24 protein-coding genes and 1 tRNA gene are annotated in these 20841 nt (G+C 49.2%); 19 read left to right on the plus strand and 6 right to left on the minus strand.

The features are described 5' to 3' along the window. The first annotated feature begins 67 nt into the window (after window positions 1-67). Both DW806_RS07210 and DW806_RS07215 read left to right on the plus strand, forming a co-directional pair. Window positions 68-358 (plus strand): CD1845 family protein, encoded by a 291-nt coding sequence (locus tag DW806_RS07210; protein ID WP_005927606.1) that lies wholly within the window; start codon window positions 68-70, stop codon window positions 356-358. Between the two features lie 79 nt (window positions 359-437). Beyond that, a complete protein-coding gene (locus DW806_RS07215; RefSeq protein WP_118729538.1) occupies window positions 438-1853 on the plus strand; it encodes a relaxase/mobilization nuclease domain-containing protein in 1416 nt (471 codons plus the stop codon). 169 nt (window positions 1854-2022) lie between these two features. Here the strand turns inward: DW806_RS07215 and DW806_RS07220 are convergent, their stop codons facing one another. Beyond that, the gene (locus DW806_RS07220; RefSeq protein WP_004064252.1) at window positions 2023-2388 is read right to left on the minus strand and encodes a helix-turn-helix transcriptional regulator; all 366 of its coding nucleotides are present in this window, start codon (window positions 2386-2388) and stop codon (window positions 2023-2025) included. Window positions 2389-2535: 147 nt separating this feature from the next. On the opposite strand from DW806_RS07220, the gene DW806_RS07225 reads away from it, so the two are divergent. From DW806_RS07225 to DW806_RS07295, 15 genes are all read left to right on the plus strand, one after another. After that, window positions 2536-2724, plus strand: coding sequence for a helix-turn-helix domain-containing protein (locus DW806_RS07225; protein WP_024738628.1), 189 nt, complete (start codon window positions 2536-2538; stop codon window positions 2722-2724). After that, window positions 2717-3409 (plus strand): response regulator transcription factor, encoded by a 693-nt coding sequence (locus DW806_RS07230; protein WP_117534464.1) that lies wholly within the window; start codon window positions 2717-2719, stop codon window positions 3407-3409. The genes DW806_RS07225 and DW806_RS07230 overlap by 8 nt, the downstream gene beginning before the upstream one ends. A 5-nt stretch (window positions 3410-3414) precedes the next feature. Then, window positions 3415-4332, plus strand: a complete 918-nt coding sequence (locus tag DW806_RS07235; protein WP_118729539.1) for a sensor histidine kinase — start codon at window positions 3415-3417, stop codon at window positions 4330-4332. Between the two features lie 134 nt (window positions 4333-4466). Continuing rightward, window positions 4467-5393, plus strand: a complete 927-nt coding sequence (locus tag DW806_RS07240) for an ABC transporter ATP-binding protein (RefSeq protein WP_007860248.1) — start codon at window positions 4467-4469, stop codon at window positions 5391-5393. Continuing rightward, a complete protein-coding gene (locus tag DW806_RS07245; RefSeq protein ID WP_118729540.1) occupies window positions 5386-6171 on the plus strand; it encodes an ABC transporter permease in 786 nt (261 codons plus the stop codon). The genes DW806_RS07240 and DW806_RS07245 overlap by 8 nt, the downstream gene beginning before the upstream one ends. 2 nt (window positions 6172-6173) lie before the next feature. Continuing rightward, window positions 6174-6953, plus strand: coding sequence for an ABC transporter permease (locus DW806_RS07250; protein WP_002594767.1), 780 nt, complete (start codon window positions 6174-6176; stop codon window positions 6951-6953). A gap of 7 nt (window positions 6954-6960) precedes the next feature. Continuing rightward, window positions 6961-7422 carry a hypothetical protein gene (locus DW806_RS07255; protein ID WP_118729541.1) on the plus strand — a complete coding sequence of 154 codons (462 nt, stop codon included), beginning with the start codon at window positions 6961-6963 and terminating at the stop codon, window positions 7420-7422. 439 nt (window positions 7423-7861) lie between these two features. Further along, the gene (locus DW806_RS07260) at window positions 7862-8284 is read left to right on the plus strand and encodes an RNA polymerase sigma factor (RefSeq protein ID WP_015553874.1); all 423 of its coding nucleotides are present in this window, start codon (window positions 7862-7864) and stop codon (window positions 8282-8284) included. A 441-nt stretch (window positions 8285-8725) separates the two neighbouring features. After that, window positions 8726-8995: a hypothetical protein gene (locus tag DW806_RS07265; protein ID WP_023042386.1), complete on the plus strand. Its 270-nt coding sequence runs from the start codon at window positions 8726-8728 to the stop codon at window positions 8993-8995. 133 nt (window positions 8996-9128) lie between these two features. Further along, complete coding sequence (locus DW806_RS15405; protein ID WP_165853706.1) at window positions 9129-9305, plus strand: hypothetical protein; 177 nt, start codon at window positions 9129-9131, stop codon at window positions 9303-9305. Between the two features lie 89 nt (window positions 9306-9394). Beyond that, window positions 9395-10903, plus strand: coding sequence for a recombinase family protein (locus DW806_RS07270; protein WP_118729542.1), 1509 nt, complete (start codon window positions 9395-9397; stop codon window positions 10901-10903). A gap of 49 nt (window positions 10904-10952) precedes the next feature. Next, window positions 10953-11072, plus strand: coding sequence for a hypothetical protein (locus DW806_RS07275; RefSeq protein WP_442861147.1), 120 nt, complete (start codon window positions 10953-10955; stop codon window positions 11070-11072). A gap of 373 nt (window positions 11073-11445) precedes the next feature. Next, window positions 11446-11649 (plus strand): excisionase, encoded by a 204-nt coding sequence (locus DW806_RS07285; protein WP_002322728.1) that lies wholly within the window; start codon window positions 11446-11448, stop codon window positions 11647-11649. Window positions 11650-11726: 77 nt separating this feature from the next. Then, window positions 11727-12917 (plus strand): site-specific integrase, encoded by a 1191-nt coding sequence (locus DW806_RS07290; RefSeq protein WP_003062094.1) that lies wholly within the window; start codon window positions 11727-11729, stop codon window positions 12915-12917. A gap of 300 nt (window positions 12918-13217) precedes the next feature. Further along, complete coding sequence (locus DW806_RS07295; protein WP_158578318.1) at window positions 13218-14168, plus strand: tyrosine-type recombinase/integrase; 951 nt, start codon at window positions 13218-13220, stop codon at window positions 14166-14168. Window positions 14169-14334: 166 nt separating this feature from the next. Here DW806_RS07295 and DW806_RS07300 read toward each other — a convergent pair. From DW806_RS07300 to mtaB, 4 genes are all read right to left on the minus strand, one after another. Then, window positions 14335-14410 (minus strand) — tRNA-Val (locus DW806_RS07300). Window positions 14411-14452: 42 nt separating this feature from the next. Further along, entirely contained in the window at window positions 14453-15019 is a 567-nt protein-coding gene (gene efp / locus DW806_RS07305) for an elongation factor P (RefSeq protein ID WP_110437112.1), read from the minus strand. 1240 nt (window positions 15020-16259) lie between these two features. Continuing rightward, window positions 16260-16430, minus strand: a complete 171-nt coding sequence (locus tag DW806_RS15410; RefSeq protein ID WP_199667396.1) for a hypothetical protein — start codon at window positions 16428-16430, stop codon at window positions 16260-16262. An 83-nt stretch (window positions 16431-16513) separates the two neighbouring features. Continuing rightward, entirely contained in the window at window positions 16514-17791 is a 1278-nt protein-coding gene (gene mtaB, locus DW806_RS07310) for a tRNA (N(6)-L-threonylcarbamoyladenosine(37)-C(2))-methylthiotransferase MtaB (protein ID WP_118729544.1), read from the minus strand. Between the two features lie 452 nt (window positions 17792-18243). Between mtaB and DW806_RS07315 the strand changes: the two genes are divergently transcribed. Both DW806_RS07315 and DW806_RS07320 read left to right on the plus strand, forming a co-directional pair. Continuing rightward, window positions 18244-18540: a hypothetical protein gene (locus DW806_RS07315; RefSeq protein ID WP_110437114.1), complete on the plus strand. Its 297-nt coding sequence runs from the start codon at window positions 18244-18246 to the stop codon at window positions 18538-18540. Between the two features lie 71 nt (window positions 18541-18611). Next, entirely contained in the window at window positions 18612-19970 is a 1359-nt protein-coding gene (locus tag DW806_RS07320; RefSeq protein ID WP_118729545.1) for a C40 family peptidase, read from the plus strand. A gap of 63 nt (window positions 19971-20033) precedes the next feature. Here DW806_RS07320 and DW806_RS07325 read toward each other — a convergent pair whose 3' ends face one another. Beyond that, window positions 20034-20585 (minus strand): hypothetical protein, encoded by a 552-nt coding sequence (locus DW806_RS07325; RefSeq protein ID WP_118729546.1) that lies wholly within the window; start codon window positions 20583-20585, stop codon window positions 20034-20036. Window positions 20586-20841: the final 256 nt, after the last annotated feature.

The raw sequence follows: 20841 nt of genomic DNA on the forward strand, positions 1-20841 counted from the left end.
ACATTTATGTCCCCGGGCAGGCATGATAAAATAGAGGTAGGAAGGATAGATAAAGGAGGTTTTGAAGATGAAGATACTGCTGAAAATATTGGTTGCTCCCTTTGCTTTAGCGTTGTCCCTTCTGGCGGCTCTGCTGGTGTTCCTATTTGATATTTGTGCCGTCCTGCTGACGATTGCCTCTGTGATCCTGACGGTGCTGGGTGTCGCTCTCTTTTTCACGCCGACGCCCATAGGCGGGATTGTATTTCTGTTTCTTGCCTTCCTTCTTTCGCCGTATGGACTGCAAGCGGCGGCGGGCTCCCTTCTTTGGGCGCTGGACGGAGGCAAATCCGCTCTGTACCGGTTTCTGGCAAGTTAAGCAGCCTCGGGCCATACTGGCCCGAAGTCGGGGCGGTCTGAATGGGCCGCCCCTTTCTCATGGAAAGGAGGAATGATTTTTGGCTACCACAACTTTGTTACAGCGCCATGCGGGCGAAGGCGAAACGATTGCTGAGGCTATCCGGGATTGTCTGGACTATGGCAAGGACCCGGAGAAAACAGAAAGCGGAAAGTATATCTCCGCTTATGAATGTGATCCGGCCACCGTGGCGGACGAGTTCCTTTTGGCAAAGGCCAGCTATGCCGCTATGACGGGCCGGGAACAGAAGAAAGAAAATAATGTGCTGTGCTATCAGATACGACAATCCTTCTATCCGGGCGAGATCACCCCGAAGGAGGCGAACCGTATCGGCTATGAGCTGGCTATGCGCTGGACAAAGGGGCGGCACGCTTTTATCGTTACCACGCACACCGATAAGCAGCACATCCATTGTCACATTTATTACAACTCCACCACCCTTGACTGCACCCGGAAATTCCGAAATTTTTGGGGCTCCAGCTTCGCCCTTCGGCGGCTCTCTGACAGGCTGTGCCTTGAAAACGGGCTATCCATCGTGGAGAACCCGAAGCCCCGGAGCAAGGGCAAGTATCGGAACTATGGAGAGTGGCAGAAAGACCGGAAAGGGCCGCTTTCCTATCAGGACAGGCTGCGCCTTGCCATTGATACTGCGTTGGCGGAACGCCCCGCTGATTTGGACGAATTTCTCAATTTGATGAAGCGGGCCGGGTATGAGGTCAAGACGGTTCGGGGCGGCGGTATCAGCTTCCGGCTGACCGGGCAGGGACAGGAACGCTTCACCCGTCTGCGTGCCTCCACGCTGGGGGACGGCTACGACTTGCAAGATGTTCTGTCCGCCATTGAGGGCAAAGAAAAACGCCCCGGGCGCTCGGAGCGGAAAATCAGTCTGGCGGTGGATATTCAAGCAAAGCTGGCTGCCGGTAAGGGGCCGGGATATGAACGCTGGGCGAAGGTATTTAACATTAAGCAGATGGCCGCCGCTCTTGCCTATATACAGGACAATAACCTGACCGATTATGAGCAGTTGGCGAAGAAAGCCACCGAGGCGGCAGACCGTTTCCATGTTATTTCCGAACAGGTCAAGCAGACGGAGCAGGCCATGAAAACCAATGCCGGGCTAAAGGCCGCAACGGTTCAGTATGCCAAAACCCACCCAGTCTTTGAGCAGTATAAGGCGACGAAGTACAGCCGGAAATTCCTTGCGGAGCATGAGGCCGACCTTGAACTGTACCGGGCTGCACAAGCGGAAATGCGCTCTCTGCTGGGCGGGGCGAAGCTCCCTAAAATGGATGTGCTGAAGGAGGAAGGCCGCAAGCTCACAGCAAAGAAAAAACAGCTCTATGGAGAATACCAGAAGGCACGACGGGATATGCAGGAGATCGTCACGATCAAGGCGAACATTGACACTCTGATGGGCTACACCGAGCCGGGAAGAAAGCAGGAAAAGGAGCGTTAAGGTTATGAAAATAAGGAGCAAAGCGACGCTGACACTTCGGGCCATGTTGGCCCGAAGATACGGGTTTGGGGCGAGCCCCAACAAGCCGCCTTTGTGCCACTTGTGGCCACAGAGGCATTGCTTGCCACTTAGCGGCAGCCCCTAAAATAGCGCAAAAAAACAGAGGCCCTTATTCTGGAACCTCCGTTTCTCTGGCTTTCTTAATGCCCTCGGCTGTGGCTTCTATTACGACAAGCTCTTTTTCATTCATAGAATTTAGGAGCACATCAATGTGCTTTCTGCAAGAGCTTGACCTTGCCCCTCCGTCCGCATGAATAAACTGGTCAACTGAAACGTCAAACATGGTAATGAGTTTAACAAAAAGGTCGAAACTGGGATACTGACCTTTGTTCTCAATATTCATAATGGTACGGGAGTCACGGTCTACTAATTCCGCAACATAGGCTTGTGTCCATCCCTTTTCTTCTCTGGCTCGTTTGAGAGCCGCCCCGAGGCCGTGAAAGTCAAACCTTCTTTCATCTTGGTTCATTCTCATATCACCCTATATCATTCTACATTTCTGGTTGAATTATGAGAATGTAATGAAATTTTACATTAAGTAGTATTTTGTTTCGCATCCATGTAGGCTCTAACTTGTATTATTCGAGGTAGAGAACTATAATATATCCTGTGGAGGTGCGAAATGGACTATATGACATTGAAAGAGGCCGCCGAAAAGTGGGGCGTGACACCTCGTAGAGTAAATTATTATTGCGCTGGTGGGCGTATCCCCGGTGCTGTAAAGATGGCTGGTGTTTGGCTGATCCCAAAGAACGCAGAAAAGCCGATTGACGGAAGGACAAAACAAGGGAAGGGGTTGCACCATGAATAAAATCCTGATTATAGATGATGACAGAGAACTGTGCGCTTTGATTAAACGTAGCGTACAAGCAGAAAACATAGAAGCTGATTTTTGTAATACCGGAAAAGAGGGCTTACAAAAATTAAGAGAGCACGAATACCAGCTTGTGGTGCTGGATGTGATGATGCCCGGCATGGATGGTTTTGAAACACTGGAAGAAATTCGCAAGGAGTACAGCTTACCGATTTTGATGTTCACATCTAAAAATGACAGCATTTCTAAAGTACGGGGCTTACGGGCCGGAGCGGACGATTATCTTACAAAACCGTTTGATATGGATGAACTGATTGCCCGTATTGCGTCTCTTATTCGCCGCTACACTCGCTTTAATCAGCAAGCTGGAGCCATACAAAAGCTAAATTTTGACGGATTGCAGATTGACCTTGAAAATCGTTCTGTTACCACATTAAACGGCACTTTTGAACTTCCACCAAAGGAATTTGATCTGCTCCTGTACTGTGCAAAGCATCAAGGAAAAATTTTGACAAAACAGCAGATTTATGAGGAAGTTTGGGGCGAAGAATATTTCTATGATGACAGTAACATTATGGCGATTATCAGTCGGCTTCGTAAAAAATTAGAAGTCAATCCTTCAAGCCCAAAGTATATACAAACGGTCAAAGGGATTGGCTACCGGTTTAATAAGGAGGTGTAGTCAGCATGGAAATTATCGTATTCTTGTCCATTGTGATTGCTGTTGTGGCTGTATTGACTTCCATCGTTCTCGTTCGGCGTGTAAAAAAACAAATAGCAGAAATGACTGATGTGCTGGTTGATGTGAAAAATGGAAATGGCAATCGGCGTATTTTGTCTGCAACAAATGAATTGACAGCCCCTCTTGCCTATGAAATCAATGAGATCGTTGTGGCCTATGAAAACAGACTTTCAACTGTACGGCAGACAGAAGAAACCAACCGCCAGCTTATGACGAGCCTTTCCCATGACGTGCGAACGCCCCTTACTACTCTGCTTGGGTATCTTGACGCTGCACACAAAGGGCTGGTCACAGGAAAAGACCGGGATGATTATATTGAAACCGCCCGCCGGAAAGCCCATGATCTGAAAGAATATATTGATGTACTCTTTGACTGGTTCAAGTTAAATTCTAACGAGTTTGCTTTGGAGATCCAGAGTGTTGAGGCCGCAGAGCTGACAAGAAATATCCTCATTGACTGGATACCGATTTTTGAGGATAAACAGGTTGAGTATGACATTGATATTCCCGAACAGCCTGTCCGGGTAAGATTGGATATGGACAGCTATATGAGGATTGTCAATAATCTCATTCAAAATGTAATCGCTCACAGCCATGCAGACAAAATCAAAATTGCCCTGTCAAAGAAGGAAAATAACATGGAGCTGCTGCTGGCGGATAATGGAGTGGGAATTGAGAAGGAAGATTTGAAACACATTTTTGAACGGCTCTATAAGTGTGACAAAGGACGGTCTGAAAAAGGAAGCGGTCTTGGTCTTTCTATTGTCCATCAGCTTGTAGAAAAGATGGGTGGAAGTATAGCAGTTGAAAGTTTGCCGGGAAAAGGAACTGAATTTATGTTGCTTTTTCCTTTGGAGAGTTAAGCGGGTTCCCGTCTTTATGGCGGGAGCCTTTGTCATTTTACTGGATTTCAAATTGCAAGGTTAATGCAAGGTTGCGGCAAGGTTAATGCAAGGTTGGCATGATAGAATACCTTACAGAACAGGAGGTTTTGAATATGGATACAAATTATATCATTGAAACAAAAAATCTGACGAAGCAATACGGCTCACAAAAGAGTGTGGCTGACTTAAATATCCATGTGAAGCGTGGGAGAATTTACGGTCTGCTGGGCAGAAACGGAGCCGGAAAAACCACTACCATGAAAATGCTGTTGGGCTTAACGAAGCCGACTTCCGGGGAGGTCAAAATCTGGGGAAAGTCTTTGCAAGGGAATGAAAAGAAGCTGTTGCCCCGTATCGGAAGCCTGATTGAGTCCCCCGGTTTTTATCCCAATCTGACCGGCACAGAGAACCTGCGTATCTTTGCTACTCTGCGGGGCGTACCAAACAATCATGCTATCAAAGATGCTCTGGATCTGGTAGGACTGCCCTACAAAGATAAAAAGCTCTTTTCACAGTATTCTCTTGGTATGAAGCAGCGGCTTGCCATCGCCCTTGCCGTTATGCACGATCCGGAGCTTTTGATTTTGGATGAGCCGATCAACGGCCTCGATCCCATCGGTATTGCAGAAGTACGCTCCTTTATTCGGGAGCTTTGCGACGCAAGAGGAAAAACTATTTTGATTTCCAGTCACATTCTTTCGGAGATTTCTTTGCTGGCTGACGATATTGGAATTATCGACCACGGCGCGTTGCTGGAAGAAGAAAGCCTTGCTGAGCTGGAGCAAAAAAGCAGTAAGCATATCCGGTTTACGCTCTCTGATACTGCACAGGCAGCAAGAATTTTGGAACGCAATTTCCATGAAAACCATTTTTCCATACAGGACGACCACAATCTGCGCCTGCACAACCTTGATCTGCCTGTGGGTAAAATTGTAACTGCCTTTGTAGAAAACGGATTGGAGGTATCAGAAGCACATACCTGTGAAGAAAGTCTTGAAGATTACTTCAAGCGTGTGACAGGGGGCGAAGGAATTGCTTAAACTAATCAAATGCGAATTTTTGAAATTGAAACGGAAGAAATTTATTCCGCTTATTATTCTGGCTGCTTTCCTGTTTCCAATCCCGCTGACTTATCTGATGACAACGCCCTCTATGATGGAGCGATATACAGATCGGGCAGATGCTTTTGACGGACTATTTAACATGGTGTTGGGATATGGTATCCAGTTTTTACTGCCCTGTATTATTGGAGTGATTGCCGCTATCCTGTTCTTTATGGAACGCGACAACGATACATTCAAAAATCTGCGTACAATTCCCATAACCAGCACGCAAATGGTGCTTGCAAAGATTATTGTCCTCTTTCTTTTTGGAATTGTTTTTTGTGTGGCTTCTACCATTGCAACAATTCTTTGCGGATTTGGAACATTAGAAGTTTATGGAATAGGCTATAAATTGTTTTTAGCGGTTGAAACAGGAATTTTCATTACGGCAGGAACACTCCCGTTGATTGTTCTTGTTGTCTTTTTCAGTAAGACCTATGTTTTTTCCATTTTGTTGTGTGTCTTTTACAGCGTTCTGAACATGAGTGCTACGGCATTGTTTGACACACTGCCTAAAACTATGTTATGGCTTCTGCCCACGCCACTGACTACATTTTGGAGTGCGGGAGATATGGCGGCTCATGGAATAAAAATGGACTTGGAGCAAATGACAGGGCTAATTCCCTCAACATTTCAAGTTGTATTCATTCTTGGGAGCATGGCATTCGTTTCGTTCTTACTGATTGACAGATTATATAAGCAGAGGGGGGAATAAACATGGTTCGCATTGTAAAAACAGAATTTTATAAATTGAAAAGGTATCATATCCTTTGGGCGGGCGTTGCACTCATGCTCCTATCCGTCCTGCTGACCTTGTTTACCTCTATGGCGAATGATGGTTCCGTTTGGGATTTTGCCTATCTTACAGAACAGGTCATCAAAAACAATATGTCCATGATTTTTCCGATGTGTATCAGCCTAATTGCTGGATATATGATTTCTCGTGAGCAGACGGATGACACATTGAAAAATATTCTGACTGTGCCGATCTCTTTTAAGAAACTGTTGACCGGAAAATTGATTGTGTGCGGCGTATTGTCTATTATTTTCGGGCTGATATGCAGTCTGTTTACAATCATAGCAGAAATGATTGTGGGATTTCCCGGCTTTGAGATTTCCTTAGCTCTAAAAGCAGCTTTGCAGATTACTGCGGTTAATTTCTTTTTATATCTTGCGGTTCTGCCGATTATCGCTCTTACTTGTCGGAGGGCAGGCAGCTTTTTAGTCGGTGTAATCATTGCTTTTGTCTATGGATATGGAGGGATGTTTGCCGCAGGAAATATGACATTAGCAAACCTCTATCCGATTACCGCAAGTCTTGGAATGGTAGGCTACCGCAGCTATGATACCGCAGTCAACTGGAATATCGGAACCTGTTCTTGCAGTCTTGCGCTTGCTGTCGTTATTTCTGCCATCTTGATTTTGTGCATGAAAGAACGAGAAGCAACCCAAACAAAGAAAAAGGCCAAAAAGGTAGCTCCAAAGAAAGGCTGGTGATGATTTTATGAAGAAAATAGTTTTAGCATTAACATTCGTCCTTGTGGGAAGTTTTATGCTTGCTGGCTGTTCAAAAGATGAAATTCTCAATCATTACAATAACATTGTTCAATCTGCGGGCTCCATAGAACTGACAGGGAAATCGTCACTGCAAGGGGAAAAAGAAAAAGGAATTGATGATTATACAGGGACTTATACGGCTGATTATGCGAACTTTTCAGGTACAGAGTATTTGTTCGGAGGAACTTCCATAAAGAGAGAAGCCGGTAAGGAGCTGTCCATTGATTGCACCTTGGAGATTACGGAAGGTACTGCAAAAGTATTTTGGATTTCTGGATCTGATGAAGCAGTAACTTTGATTGAAACAACCGGAACTTATAGTGACACAATTACACTTCCTGATGGTGGAAATTATATCGGCATTGAATGTGAGAATTTCACTGGAAACATTGAATTAGATATTGAATAATACTCTGCCGGACGACGGCAAAAGAAAAAAAGCCGTCGTAGAGCAGACAATTTGACACGCCTATTTGAAACGGCGGCTTTGATTTCAGAGCCGCCGTTTCTTTGCGTTTACACAAACCAATGACGACTTGCAGGGACACGGTAGCCGATTGGAGGTTATTTCGCCGTGTCCTTTTCTCTTTTTCGCAGTATCCATGATCTGCACCAGTTAAAAAAAGCGTAACTCCCCCTCCGGGACAGTCTGGTTATGAATGTGAAATCAGACGATACATAAATGAATGTGTAATTTCATGCGTCCGTGTGGCTTCATGCCGCCCGGGCGCTTTTGTGTTCTTATGTGGCTGCTTCGGGTCATGTTGGCCCGAAGTCATTCCCCGGTGCCGCTCCCCGCCGCCTTCGTTTCGGTCACTCGTCAACCAACAACCGAAACGGAGGTCAATATGGCTATTATCAATTTGCGGGACTATTACCCATTCTATACATCGGATTGCTTCATGGAAGTATCGGAAGAAGTTGCAGAAATGTTCAAAGAGTTTGATCGTAAAGAGGCTGCCTACCGGCTGCGTACATACCGCCACAAAGCCTATTATTCCCTTGATCGGGATGACGGGCTGGAGCATGAAGCTGTCTTTGTCGCCTTATCTCCCCATGAACTGTATGAGCGGAAAGTGACCATGCAGGAGCTTCATGCGGCGATTGCCAGTCTGCCGGACAAACAGGCAAAACGGATTTACGCTCATTTCATTCTCGGCATGACCAAACAGGATATTGCCCGGGCAGAGGGCGTCCATGAAAAAGTGGTTCGTGTCGCAATCGAGCGAGGTCTGCGGCACTTAGAAAAAATTTTGAAAAATTCTTTGTAAGGCGTACCGATTTAGGCCGGAAAATGAAATGGCTTATGAGAGGCAAAACACTTCGGGTCACAATGGCCCGAGGTTCAGACAAGCCTCATGCAGATTGAAAATTGAATAAAAAGACACCCGGATACGAAGGGAAACGCGCTGTGTGACAGACCCGCCATGACCTCGGATTTCAAAGAATACAGTCTTTGTAAAACTGAGCGAGCGAACAGGTCCATGCCATAGGTGGGGCAAGGCTGGCTCCACCGGAACAGGCGCAGAACCCGGATACTTGCGTTTAGTCACAGTCCGAGCGTTGAAGCGGCCTTGCAAGCCGTGAGCCGTCGCAGGCAATGAGAACGCCTTGCCATCAGAATGGGGAGAGTTGAAATACTATGGGGCATGAAGCCTATGCCCGTCCGGTGTGTCTGAAATGAAGTGAAAACCTATGGGGAGCCCCCGGCAATGCTGTCTGATGATAGGCCAACCGATCCGGCGTGGCTCCCCATCTTTTCAAAAAAGGAGCACTTTATGGGAAATGCGTTTGGAATGATCCCCGGCTTGGAACCGGACGAATGGAGCAATGACGCCTGCCGTGGTTATGTCATTATGGCAATGGAGGACTGCGGATTTTCAAAGAAGGATATACGGCGTGTTGTGGGGCAGCTTTATGAAGTATTCGACCTCAACAGCGTGGAGGACGCCAAAGAAAAGTACCTTTCCAGTCCTTACTGACCTCGGGCCACATTGACCCGAAGTGGAGAAAGCTCAAAGGGCGGCACCTGCTGGGTGCCGTCTTTTGACATTTCCCCACGGGACAAGTGGGAAAGGCTGGCATATACACGCACTTTCGCAAAGGAGGTTTTCAATGACGCAAGCTGTCACTTATGAACGAGAAACAAAGTCTGTCGCATTTCAAGGGAAGATCATTGTGCTGGAAAGCCTCACGCCGGTACTTCCCCCGAAGGAGAAAGAACAGCGCAAAAAAGAAATTGAGCGTTGTCTTTACGAGGTGTTCAGCAAATATAGGGACAGATTTTCCTAATCATTCGCAACATTGTTGTCCGGGGCTGCTGATGGTATAATATAGTTGTAAGGTTGGTAGCTCCATTCCAACAAGGAAAGGAGCCCAATATGGAATTTATCAGAGAAGATTGTATTTACGCAAGACAGTCAGTAGACCGCAAGGACAGTATCAGCATTGAAAGTCAAATCGACTTTTGCAAGTATGAATTGAAAGGCGGGAGCTGCCGGGTATTCAAGGACAAAGGCTATTCCGGTAAGAACACGGACAGACCGGAGTTTCAAAAGCTGCTGGGCGAGATCCGCAAGGGAAAGGTCCGGCGGGTCATCGTGTACAAACTGGACCGTATAAGCCGCTCTATTCTGGACTTTGCAACGATGATGGAGCTGTTTCAAGAGTACGATGTGGAGTTTGTATCCTCCACGGAAAAGTTTGATACTTCGACCCCGATGGGCCGGGCCATGCTGAATATCTGCATTGTATTCGCCCAGCTTGAACGTGAGACAATTCAGAAGCGTGTCACAGACGCCTACTATTCCCGGTGCCTGAAAGGCTTTCACATGAGCGGACAGGCACCATACGGTTATCAGTTAGAGCCTACTGTGGTAGAGGGTATCCGCACAAAGAAAATGGTTGCCGACCCCGTAGCCGCCGACCATGTTCGGCTGATGTTTGAAATGTACGCTGAACCGGAAACCTCCTTCGGAGATATTACCCGATACTTCGAGGAACGTGATATAAAAATTTATGGCAAATCCATGTTCCGTACATTTCTTTCCCAGCTTTTAAGAAACCCGGTTTACGCACAGGCCGATTTGGAGCTGTACGAATTTTTCAAGAGTCAGGGTGCAGCGATTGTCAATGACGCTTCAGACTTTGCCGGAACAAACGGCTGCTATCTCTATCAGGGGCGGGATGTGAAGGAGGACAAGGACAGGTGCTTAAAAGACCAGATACTTGTTATCGCTCCCCATGAAGCACTCATTTCCTCTGACACATGGTTGAAATGCCGAAAAAAACTTATGGCAAATACCACCTTCCAGCAGGGACGGAAACCGAAGAACACTTGGCTGGCCGGAAAAGTCAAATGCGGTCATTGTGGGTATGCGCTGAAAGCCACCCATGTACCAAACAGCACCGGGTATTTCCGCTGTACCAAACGGACGGAAAATAAAGGCTGTCCGGGCTGCGGGAAAATCCGCAAAGAAGAATTTGAGCAATTCATTTTCTCGGCCATGCAGGAGAAATTCAAAGACTTTCAGATACTCCACGGCAGGGAGGGAAAAGTCAATCCGAAACTGACAGCCTATCAAGTGGAGCTGGCACAAGTGGAGGCAGAAATTGAAAAGCTGCTGGATACGCTGACCGGAGCCAATGCGACCTTGCTTGCCTACGCTAACAAAAAAATTGAAGAACTGGACACCCGACGCCAGACCATTTCAAAGGCAATCGCTGAATTGAGCGTTGAAACCATATCTCCCCAGCAGATAAAGAAGTTGTCCTATTATCTCGACAACTGGGACAGCATAGATTTTGACGACAAAAGAAAAGCCGCCGATGGTTTGATCTCTACGATCAAGGCCACCAGCGACCGTGTTCAGATAGAGTGGAAAATCTGACATTTCCGCTCTATCGCCCCTCATTTCTATTTTATCTTGTTTGTACCCCTTGTACACCGATGTTTATATCGTTGTAGATATGGAATTAAAAGGACGTATCAGAGAAGCACTTATCAAAATGATTTTAGGTTTTGATATTGAAGATATGGACTTAGAACCAGAAGAATAAGCAGTTTTTAGCGGAGCATGATTTAATATCCCCCTCTTTCCTGCTCTGCCACCTGCTTTTATATGAAAGCAACACGCTTTCACCACAGCTCTTTGACAACTGAATAAAGCAGACAGATACGTTTGTGAGATGGCGAGCCACGGGGACTGTACGCCACGACCTTTTCAAAAGAAAGCGAGCGACCCACGCAGTGATCCGAGAGCGACTGTTGGAAAAGTTGTTTTGCCACGACCTATCCTCACAGAATAATGATACGTCCGCATGGTGCGGTTCTGCCCACAAGAATGGGAATAGTTGAGATACTAATGGAGCTTTCCAAAGCCGTCTGCCTGCTTGTAAAAAACGACACACAGTAAAGGGGGGTGCATAGATTATGAACAATACTGATGTGCCTATTTGGGAAAAATATACGCTGACGGTTGAAGAAGCGTCCAAATACTTCCGCATTGGCGAAAAGAAATTGCGTAAATTAGCCGAAGAAAATCTTGACGCTGGCTGGGTTATCGTGAACGGCAACCGTATTCAGATTAAGCGAAAACAATTTGAAAAAATCATAGATACATTGGACGAAATCTAATGTCATTGAGCCGTAGATATGGTATAATAAATATAGCGTATCACGGCTCGTTCCATGACGGAAAGGAGCTTTACACTATGTCTAATGTAAAACGAAAAGACAGTAAAAATCGCAATTTGCGTAATGGAGAGAGCCAGCGAAAAGACGGAAGATACGTTTATAAATATACCGATATATACGGAAAGCCACAATTTATCTATTCTTGGAAACTTGTACCGACAGACAAGACACCTGCTGGAAAGCGTGATGATATATCGTTGAGGGAAAAAGAAACACAGATTAAAAAAGACCTTAACGACGGTATCGATACAGCAGGCGGTAAAATGACAGTCTGCCAGCTCTACGACAAGAAGAACAGCCAAAGAAAGAACATCAAGAGGGCTACTGAAAAAGGACGACAGTATCTTATGAACGCTCTGAAAAATGACCCATTGGGTATGAGGGCGATTGATACTGTTAAGCAGTCGGACGCTAAAGAATGGGCTATCAGAATGAGCGAAAAAGGATACGCCTATAAAACGATTGATAACTACAAGCGTTCCTTGAAAGCGTCATTTTACATGGCGATACAAGACGACTGTATCAGAAAGAACCCGTTTGAATTTAAGCTAAGTGATGTTCTGGAAGATGATACGGAGCAGAAAGTTATCCTTACACCAGAGCAGGAAGAACGCCTGCTTGCCTTTATGGAAAAGGATAAGATTTACAGCAAGTATTATGATGAGGTTGTGCTTCTGCTGGAAACGGGACTTCGTATTTCTGAATTTTGCGGACTAACGACGCATATTGATATGCAGAACAGAATACTCAATATAGACCACCAGTTATTGAAAGACAGCGAAATCGGCTACTATATTGAAACGCCAAAGACCAAAAACGGAAAACGAGAACTTCCATTGACAGAACGGGCTTATCAAGCAATCCAAAGAATACTAAAGAACAGAGGAAAGGCACAACCGTTGATTGTAGGTGGTTATAGCAATTTCCTATTCTTGAACCGTGAGGGCTTACCTAAAGTTGCAGGAAACTATGAGGGCATGGTGCGAGGACTAATTAAGAAGTATAACAAGTATCACACGGACAAGTTACCGAACATCACACCACATTCATTCCGACATACTTACTGTACGAATATGGCAAACAGAGGAATGAACCCAAACACCCTGCAATATCTTATGGGACACGCTAACATAACCATGACACTTGGCTATTATGCACACGGTACATTTCAATCTGCAAAAGCAGAACTGGAAAGACTGGCTTGTTAATATCGGAGCTTATATTTACTACTCATTTACTACTTTTGGTTGCATTTTCATGCTGGTAAATGCCAGCTTATGCAAGGTATCTTCCAAAAAGAAAATACCGATAAAGCCCTAAAATACGGGATATATCGGCATTTACCAACTTATGAAAAGATAATCAGAAATTTAGTAAGTTTTTTTATAAACAAATACAAATACTCGCGCACCATTGTCATCGGCCACAAGGACGATGGCACACCGATCCGCAAGTACATCCAGGACAACAACAAGGCAAGATTTGAGGCCAAGGTACGCGCCGTGCAAATGCTGGTCGCACGCGGCGGCACGCCCGGCAAGGTTACTGTCGAGCAATGGGCGTGGCAGTGGTATCACACCTACAAGGAGCCGCACGTTGGCGAGAGCCAGCGCAACAATTACGAGGAGCACTTGCGGCTGCGCATCTGCCCGGCGATTGGTTTTCTGGCGCTGGATAGCGTGAAGCCGTTCCAACTGCAGGAAATGATGAACAACGCAAGGACCAGTAAAGGCAAGCCGCTCGGCGCAAGTACCGCCGCTAAACTCCACTACATCACGCACGCTATCTTTGATCAGGCGGAAATCAACGGCCTGATTGCCTCCTCCCCATTCCGGCGTATCGAAACTGTGGGCGAGGATGAGAAAAGCCGCCGTGCACTGACCCGCGCCGAGGAGCAGATCGTGCGCGAAGTTGCCAAGCGTCACTATGCCGGACCGTGGGTGCTGCTCATGCTTGACTGCGGTCTGCGTCGTGGCGAAACCGTGCCGATCGGTGCCCGCGATGTCAAGGACGGTCTGCTGTGTATCTCGCAGGCGGTCGAATATAAAACAAAGTCGAACCAGCCGACTTTGAAGTCTACGAAAACCGCAGCCGGAGCGCGCTATGTTCCCATCCCTGACGAACTTCAAAAACAGCTGGACATGAAATCGCGGTATTTCTTTCATGTCGAAAACGGCCGCATGCTGTCCATGACAAAAATGCGCCGTATGTGGCACAGCTTCTACCGGGCTTGCGACATTGCGGCCGGTGCCGAGCTGTACCGCAACGCCGTTGTCAAGCACGCCTTTGATCCGGCCATCACGCCGCACTACCTCCGGCACACTTACTGCACCAACCTGCGCCGTCAGGGCGTGGATCTGAAAACCGCTCAGTACCTCATGGGTCACGCAGACATCAGCACCACCGCCAATATTTACAGCCACGTCACCGAGGAAGATGTGCGGGGATTGAAGGTTTGATTTCCAACACGTTTCCTACATCACTTTTGTTTTTGTTGGTTTTCTGTGCTATATGTGCTGTGAAATGCACATTCTGCTTTTTACGTTTTTCAGAACATTTCCCACAGCAAATACCTAAAAGTCTTAAAGATAGAAAAAATCCCGTCATTTCTGACGGGATTTGAATTGGTGGACATTAACGGGTTCGAACCGCTGACCTTCCGCACGTCAAGCGGATGCTCTTCCAGCTGAGCTAAATGTCCGAATCAGGGACGGCGGCTGCCATCCCTGCTAGCTGCAAGTTTTTACTTGGTCTTGCTGCGGCCCAGATACTCACCGGTACGGGTGTCGATCTGGATGCGCTCACCCTGCTCGATAAAGATCGGAACCTTAACAACAGCACCGGTCTCAACGGTAGCGGGCTTGAGTACGTTAGTAGCAGTGTTGCCCTTAACGCCCGGCTCGGTCTCAGTGATCTCGAGCTCAACGAACAGCGGCGGCTCAACTGCGAAAACGCTGCCCTTGTAGGAAAGAACCTTAACGTTCTCGTTCTCCTTCACGAAGCGGAAATCGTCGCCCAGAGTATCCTTGCTGATCGGAATCTGCTCGTAGGTCTCGTTGTCCATGAAGTAGTACAGGTCACCTTCATTGTACAGATACTGCATCTCGCGGCGCTCTACGAAAGCCTCCTCGAACTTAGCAGTCGGGTTGAAGGAGGTCTCAGTAACCGCACCGGTTACGACGTTCTTCATCTTGACACGAACAAAAGCAGCGCCCTTGCCCGGCTTTACATGCTGGAACTCAATAACCTGCTGTACCTGACCGTCCATTTCAAAAGTTACGCCGTTACGAAATTCACCTGCGGTCATAATCGCTATGCCTCCAAATAATAGTATTTTTTACATCATTAAGCATTATTCGACTGTTCATACAAAACAGTGCTTGTATATAATACCCTATTTTCGCGTATTTTGCAAGAGGGTAACGCATATTTTCTTGAAAATTTTTATCGCGGTGGAACTCGGCGCTTTCCTGCACTGGTTGACCGGGGCATACGAACTGCCGCAGGCGGGCTCGGCCTAACGGGCGACACCTTTTTCTGCACCGGCTGAGCGGGGGACGCGAACTGCGCAAGCGTGTTCGCCCTAACGGGGCGGCTCCTTTTCCTGCACCGGCGGACCGGGGTGCTCGAACTGCGTCAGCGGGTTCGCCCTAACGGGGCGGAGAGTTTTTCGCTGAACCTCAGCGGGAGATTCGCCGCCGCTGCGGCAGGAGCGTGCCGCGCCCCGCGGCGGGGGCAAAAAGGAAGGACAACCTGCGGTTTTCCTTCCTCTTTGAACTCCTACCTTTCCCTTACTTCCTAATCTGGCGCAGATTTCCTATATGTGACCGCTGCGAAATAAGGGAACGGCAGAGGATTTTTTCTACCGTATCTTTCTCAACCTGTTCGCAGGGTCAGATACATTACTGCTACACATATGGGCTACTCTGCGCAGGCGCGGCATAGCAGTGCCGCGCAATTCGTGAGCGCGTTATGATAGACAGCACCTACGAGGATAAATTGTACCAAACGCTTAATTCGTAGGTGCCGTGCGGTATAACACGTTAAAGAGTTGCGCGGCACTGCTATGCCGCGCCTTGCGCAGAGTAGCCCATATGTGTAGCAGTAATGTATCTGACCCTGCGAACAGGTTGAGAAAGATACGGTAGAAAAAATCCCTCTGCCGTTCCCCTATTTTCGAAGCGGTCACATGTCGGCAATCTGCGCCAGACCCTCAAGGGAAAGGGGAGATTCACAAGAGGGTGGAAACCGCAGGTGTCTACCCTCTTGTGCCCCCGCCGGGTAGGCGCACTCCCCGCTGAGGTTCAGCGAAAACCTCCCCGCCCGTTAGGGGCGAACACGCCTGCGGCAGTTCGAGTACCCCGCTCAGCCGGTGCAAAAAAGAAGCCGCCCGTTAGGGGCGAACACGCTTACGCAGTTCGCGTCCCCCGGTCAGCCGGTGCCGAAAAAACCGCCTGCGCGGTTCGCATTTTCTCGGTTGCCCTATGCCGAGAAAACGAAAAAGGCACCGCTCACGCGGTGCCTCTCCCTTCTGCGGATATGTCAGCCGCTCAGCAGCAGCAGTTGCCGCAATTACCGCAGCCGCCGCAGGTATTATCACCACAGGTACCGCAGGAACCGCAGCCGCCGCTGCCCTGACCGCAGCATACCCAGATCAGGATGATCAGGATGATGATCCACCACCAGGAATTTTCGCCCCAGAAGCCGTTAGAAGAACACATACTGTCATTTCCTCCTATCAAAGATTTCATTACATTCTATGGTAAGAGGCCGAAAGTGGTTACACATTCTCCATTCTCAATTTTCAATTCTCAATTTTCGCCAATACGCCGTCCTTGTGCAGACCGATAACCTTTACGGTGACCGGATGATTTTTCTCCGCCTTATCCTCTATATATACAGGAAAGCCGTAGCGTCCGTGCGCCGCCCACAGGCCGCCGGTCGGGTGCTCGGGCAGCGCGTACAGCGTGCGGCCGACAAACTGCTTTCGATAGGCAGCGCTGAGTGTCTCCGCCACCTGCTTTGCCCGCTCGGCGCGGGCGGTTTTGGTCTGCTGATCGAGCTGACCCGGCATGGCGGCCGCCTTTGTGCCCTCACGTACGGAATATGGGAATACATGCACGGACGCGAACGCGCATCTCTCCAGAAAGGCCAGCGTCTGCGTAAATTCGTCCTCGGTCTCGCCCGGAAAGCCGACAATCAAATCGGTCGTAACCGAGCAGTCCGGAAACGCACGTCTCAGCCGCTCGACACACCTGTAAAATTCCTCGCTCGTGTAGTGGCGGTTCATGCGCCGGAGAACGGTATCGCAGCCGCTCTGCATGGACAAATGAAAATGCCGTGCGAGATTGGCAAAGCCGGCAAGCCGTTCACAAAACGCATCGTCCACCGCCCGCGGGTCGAGGGAGCCGAGCCGGAACTGCACGTTCGGCTGCGCGGTCAGCAGCTTCTCTAACAGTTCGGTGAGCGGCACCTGCGGCTTGAAGTCCTTGCCGTAGGACGCGATCTCGATGCCGGTCAGCACGATCTCGTGCACGCCTGCGTCAGCCAGCCGCGCCGTCTGCTCGAGCGCCTGCTCGACCGGTAAAGAGCGCACCCGCCCTCTCGCATACGGAATGATGCAGTAGGTGCAGAAGTTGTTGCAGCCGTCCTCAATTTTGAGCAGCGCGCGCGTGCGGCCGTGCGGGATACCGGCAGGCAGAGTCTCAAAGCCGCTGTCCTCGCTCTCATGCATCTGTACGGCCTGTCCGCTGACGGCCTGCTCGCACAGGTCGATCACCTGCGCCCTGTCTCTGGTACCGCAGATAAGGTCGATCTCGCCGGTGGCGCGGACACGCTCCGGGTCGGTCTGTGCAAAGCAGCCGCACGCCGCGATAACCGCGTTCGGATTGTCTCTCCGCAGCTTGTGGAACGCGCGGATATTCTTATGGTCGGACACCGATGTTACCGTACAGGTGTTGACGATCACGGCGTCCGCGTCCTTATCCACGATCTCATGTCCGCGCGCCTGCGCCAGCTGACTGAGCGCCTGCGTCTCAAATAAATTAACCTTGCAGCCCAAGGTGAAAAAAGCAAATTTCACAAATGTACATTCCTTTGCTCTCAGCGGCCCGACACGTGCTCTGTGAACGCCTATATTAATAGGTAACACCGCATAATTGAACAAGAGCGATTTGCGAGGAATTTTGCGTACTAACGAGGCGTAGTTTTGCGGTAATACTTGATGTATTACCGTGAAATTACAACGAAGTTAGGACACAAAATTACCGCAAAGCGCCGCAGCTTTAATTGTGCGGTGTTGCCTATGGTGTTCGATCGGGTTACAGCGTTTGTAACCTTACTCTCGTGCGCGTGCGGCCGCTGTGGATTTTCGCTGTCGATTCCTGCGTTTTTTTCGCGTTTGACAGGCTCTATTTTATCACAAAAATGCGAAATTTCAAAACAATGTTTGACAAACCTGTTCAAGCATGCTATACTGTAACCGTAATGTAACTTTGGAATGTAACCATTTTGTAACTATAAGGAGTGCAGATAATGCCTACCACCAAGAAGAATAACCTTCTGGAATACAAGGGTCACCCGCTGATGCGTAAGGAAAACATCATCTATTACGGCTCGATGAGTGACTCTCACATCATTATGATGCAGATCCTCGAATCTAGTGATTACAAGGGTCTGCCGGTTGCAAAGCGTGTATCCGTACAGCTTCAGCAGACCGATCCCAACGTACGTATGAAAGAGCGTATCGTCAAGAAAACCGAGAAGAACAGCATGTGGGCAGCGATGGATATTGCATCCATCTGGCTCGGCAGAGCACTGCACACGAAGTAAGACTTCACCGCAGCTTGCTGCGGCAGTGTAAAGGCTGTTTTCTCCCATTTTGAAACGGAGGCTTCAATTTCATGTCTTTTTCTAAAAAACTCGCTCGCTTCGCATTTTCCGGTGCACTTGCGATGTCGATGGTCCTGCCGAACTCGCTGGCAGTATTTCAGGCTAAGGTAAACGCAGATTCGCTTTACCTGCGTCAGTCCCCCGGCGGTGCAGTGATCACGACCCTCTCCAAGGGTACCACGGTTGCGGTACTGAATAACAGCTCCAGCTGGTACAAGGTATCCGTAAACGGCAAGGAAGGCTACGTCAGCGGCGAGTACCTGACCGGCACCACCGCAACCAACGTTGCACTCGGCACCGGCACTGTAAAGTGCTCGAGCAGTGTAAATTTCCGTTCGGCGCCGAACACCTCGTCCACCTCTTACGGTGAGCTGAAGAACGGCACCAAGGTAAATGTAGTCGGCGTAAGCAGCGGCTGGTACAAGGTTACATACAATGGCAAGACCGGCTATATCCATCCGGATTATATCACGCTCGCAAGCAGCTCCGCCGGCACCGCCATCGCTCCGTCGAACACCGTTACCTCTACGACCGGCACCGCCGGTACGGTGAAGTGTTCCTCGAGTGTAAACCTGCGTTCCGAGGCCAATACTTCCTCTTCCATTCTGGCAGAGCTGAAGAACGGCACCGCAGTTACCGTTGTCAGCACCGCGAACGGCTGGTGCAAGGTAACCTGCTCCGGCAAGACCGGCTACATCAAGCAGGATTATGTATCGACCACCGGTTCGGCATCCAATAACACGTCCGCGTCCACCGGTACGGCAGCAGTAGTTAAGTGCTCCTCTACCGTAAACTTCCGCTCTTCGGCAAGCACCTCTTCCACCATTCTCGGTGAGCTGAAGAACGGCACCGCTGTTACCGTGCTCAGCACGTCTAACGGCTGGAGCAAGGTATCCTACGCAGGCAAGGCCGGTTACATCAGTGCGGATTACCTCGTAACTGCTTCGTCCGGTACAGCGATCAACCCGTCGAACACCGCAGCTTCTGTCTCGATCAGTGCAAAGCGCCAGAGCGTGCTGAACTATGCTGCACAGTTCCTCGGTGTTCCGTATGTATACGGCGGCAGCACGCCGAGCGGCTTTGACTGCTCCGGCTTCACCTCCTATGTGTTCAAGAACACGGTCAGCTCCATCCCGCGTGTCGCTCAGGCACAGTATGATGCCACCACCCGTGTTTCCCGCGACGACCTTCTGCCGGGCGATCTGGTATTCTTCGGCAGCAGCACCTCGTCCATCAGCCATGTAGGCATTTATGTCGGCAGTAACCAGTTTATTCACGCACCCAACACGGGCGATGTGGTTAAGTACTCGTCGCTGACTGGCAGCTATGCGACCCGCTATCAGGGCGCAGGCCGCGTAATTTTTGAGTAAGGTTACATACCAGAAATCCCTTCGGTTTTCCGAAGGGATTTTTCTTTTGCCTGTTGAGAGCGGTTATCCCAGCAGCACCGCTTCCCCGTCCTGCCACTGTATGGTCTGCGGCGTGAAGTCCCGCTGTTCCATGCGGATATTCCACTGTGCGGCGAACGCATCGGAGAGTGCCTGAGCGGTCTGCTCGGGCAAGGTGAAGCCTTCCAGCTTGATGGTCCGGCAGGTAAGGCTGAGTTTGCCGTTTGAAACAGCTGCGCTCCACGCGCCGTACAGCTTGCAGCGCTCCGGCAGAAACAGCAGCGCCGTGCGCAGCTTGCCGGGTACCAGATTGCTTTCCGTCAGTGCTTGACGGGTTACGGCTGCCGTCACGGCAATCGTGCCGTCACGGCTGATTTTGACCGCCGTGCCCTCGACCGGAAACGGCAGCGCTTCGGTCAGCACAGACGCGATATCGTCCTCCGTGATGTGAAATTCCATTGCATCTCCCTCCTCGGGTGCGGCAGGCGCTGTTCCGGTATCCGCCCTGCCCATCAGCATATTTCCCAGCATCAGCAGGCACAGGAGCAGGCATACGCCTAAGATTACGGTATAGACTGCGCTTTTTTCCTCCTGCATGGCGGGTGCCTCCTTTTTTTGCTTCTTGCAACAGCTTATGCGGGATTGGAGTTTATATGCGTGCTATCGGATACGGAATTGGAGCCAACCTTTGGCTGTGAGGTTCGCCGCACCCGTGGCACAAGGTGAATTGCCTAAGGGCAAGAGAAGCCACACTGGGGTGCCCCGCCGTGCAACCCATCTGCACATTGCTTCACCGCAGGGTCAATCTCCATTTTCAATTCTCAATCACTGCTCCGGATACGAAAAAAGCACC

The sequence above is a fragment of the Butyricicoccus sp. AM32-19 genome (genome assembly GCF_003480365.1).
Classification (GTDB): domain Bacteria; phylum Bacillota; class Clostridia; order Oscillospirales; family Butyricicoccaceae; genus Agathobaculum; species Agathobaculum butyriciproducens.

Coding starts and splice junctions, on each gene's coding strand:
- DW806_RS07210 (WP_005927606.1), top strand. CDS start 68: ATGAAGATACTGCTGAAAATATTGGTTGCTCCCTTTGCTTTAGCGTTG.
- DW806_RS07220 (WP_004064252.1), bottom strand. CDS start 2,388: ATGAGAATGAACCAAGATGAAAGAAGGTTTGACTTTCACGGCCTCGGG.
- DW806_RS07225 (WP_024738628.1), top strand. CDS start 2,536: ATGGACTATATGACATTGAAAGAGGCCGCCGAAAAGTGGGGCGTGACA.
- DW806_RS07230 (WP_117534464.1), top strand. CDS start 2,717: ATGAATAAAATCCTGATTATAGATGATGACAGAGAACTGTGCGCTTTG.
- DW806_RS07235 (WP_118729539.1), top strand. CDS start 3,415: ATGGAAATTATCGTATTCTTGTCCATTGTGATTGCTGTTGTGGCTGTA.
- DW806_RS07240 (WP_007860248.1), top strand. CDS start 4,467: ATGGATACAAATTATATCATTGAAACAAAAAATCTGACGAAGCAATAC.
- DW806_RS07250 (WP_002594767.1), top strand. CDS start 6,174: ATGGTTCGCATTGTAAAAACAGAATTTTATAAATTGAAAAGGTATCAT.
- DW806_RS07255 (WP_118729541.1), top strand. CDS start 6,961: ATGAAGAAAATAGTTTTAGCATTAACATTCGTCCTTGTGGGAAGTTTT.
- DW806_RS07260 (WP_015553874.1), top strand. CDS start 7,862: ATGGCTATTATCAATTTGCGGGACTATTACCCATTCTATACATCGGAT.
- DW806_RS07265 (WP_023042386.1), top strand. CDS start 8,726: ATGCTGTCTGATGATAGGCCAACCGATCCGGCGTGGCTCCCCATCTTT.
- DW806_RS15405 (WP_165853706.1), top strand. CDS start 9,129: ATGACGCAAGCTGTCACTTATGAACGAGAAACAAAGTCTGTCGCATTT.
- DW806_RS07270 (WP_118729542.1), top strand. CDS start 9,395: ATGGAATTTATCAGAGAAGATTGTATTTACGCAAGACAGTCAGTAGAC.
- DW806_RS07285 (WP_002322728.1), top strand. CDS start 11,446: ATGAACAATACTGATGTGCCTATTTGGGAAAAATATACGCTGACGGTT.
- DW806_RS07290 (WP_003062094.1), top strand. CDS start 11,727: ATGTCTAATGTAAAACGAAAAGACAGTAAAAATCGCAATTTGCGTAAT.
- DW806_RS07295 (WP_158578318.1), top strand. CDS start 13,218: ATGCTGGTCGCACGCGGCGGCACGCCCGGCAAGGTTACTGTCGAGCAA.
- DW806_RS15410 (WP_199667396.1), bottom strand. CDS start 16,430: ATGTGTTCTTCTAACGGCTTCTGGGGCGAAAATTCCTGGTGGTGGATC.
- DW806_RS07315 (WP_110437114.1), top strand. CDS start 18,244: ATGCCTACCACCAAGAAGAATAACCTTCTGGAATACAAGGGTCACCCG.
- DW806_RS07320 (WP_118729545.1), top strand. CDS start 18,612: ATGTCTTTTTCTAAAAAACTCGCTCGCTTCGCATTTTCCGGTGCACTT.
- DW806_RS07325 (WP_118729546.1), bottom strand. CDS start 20,585: ATGCAGGAGGAAAAAAGCGCAGTCTATACCGTAATCTTAGGCGTATGC.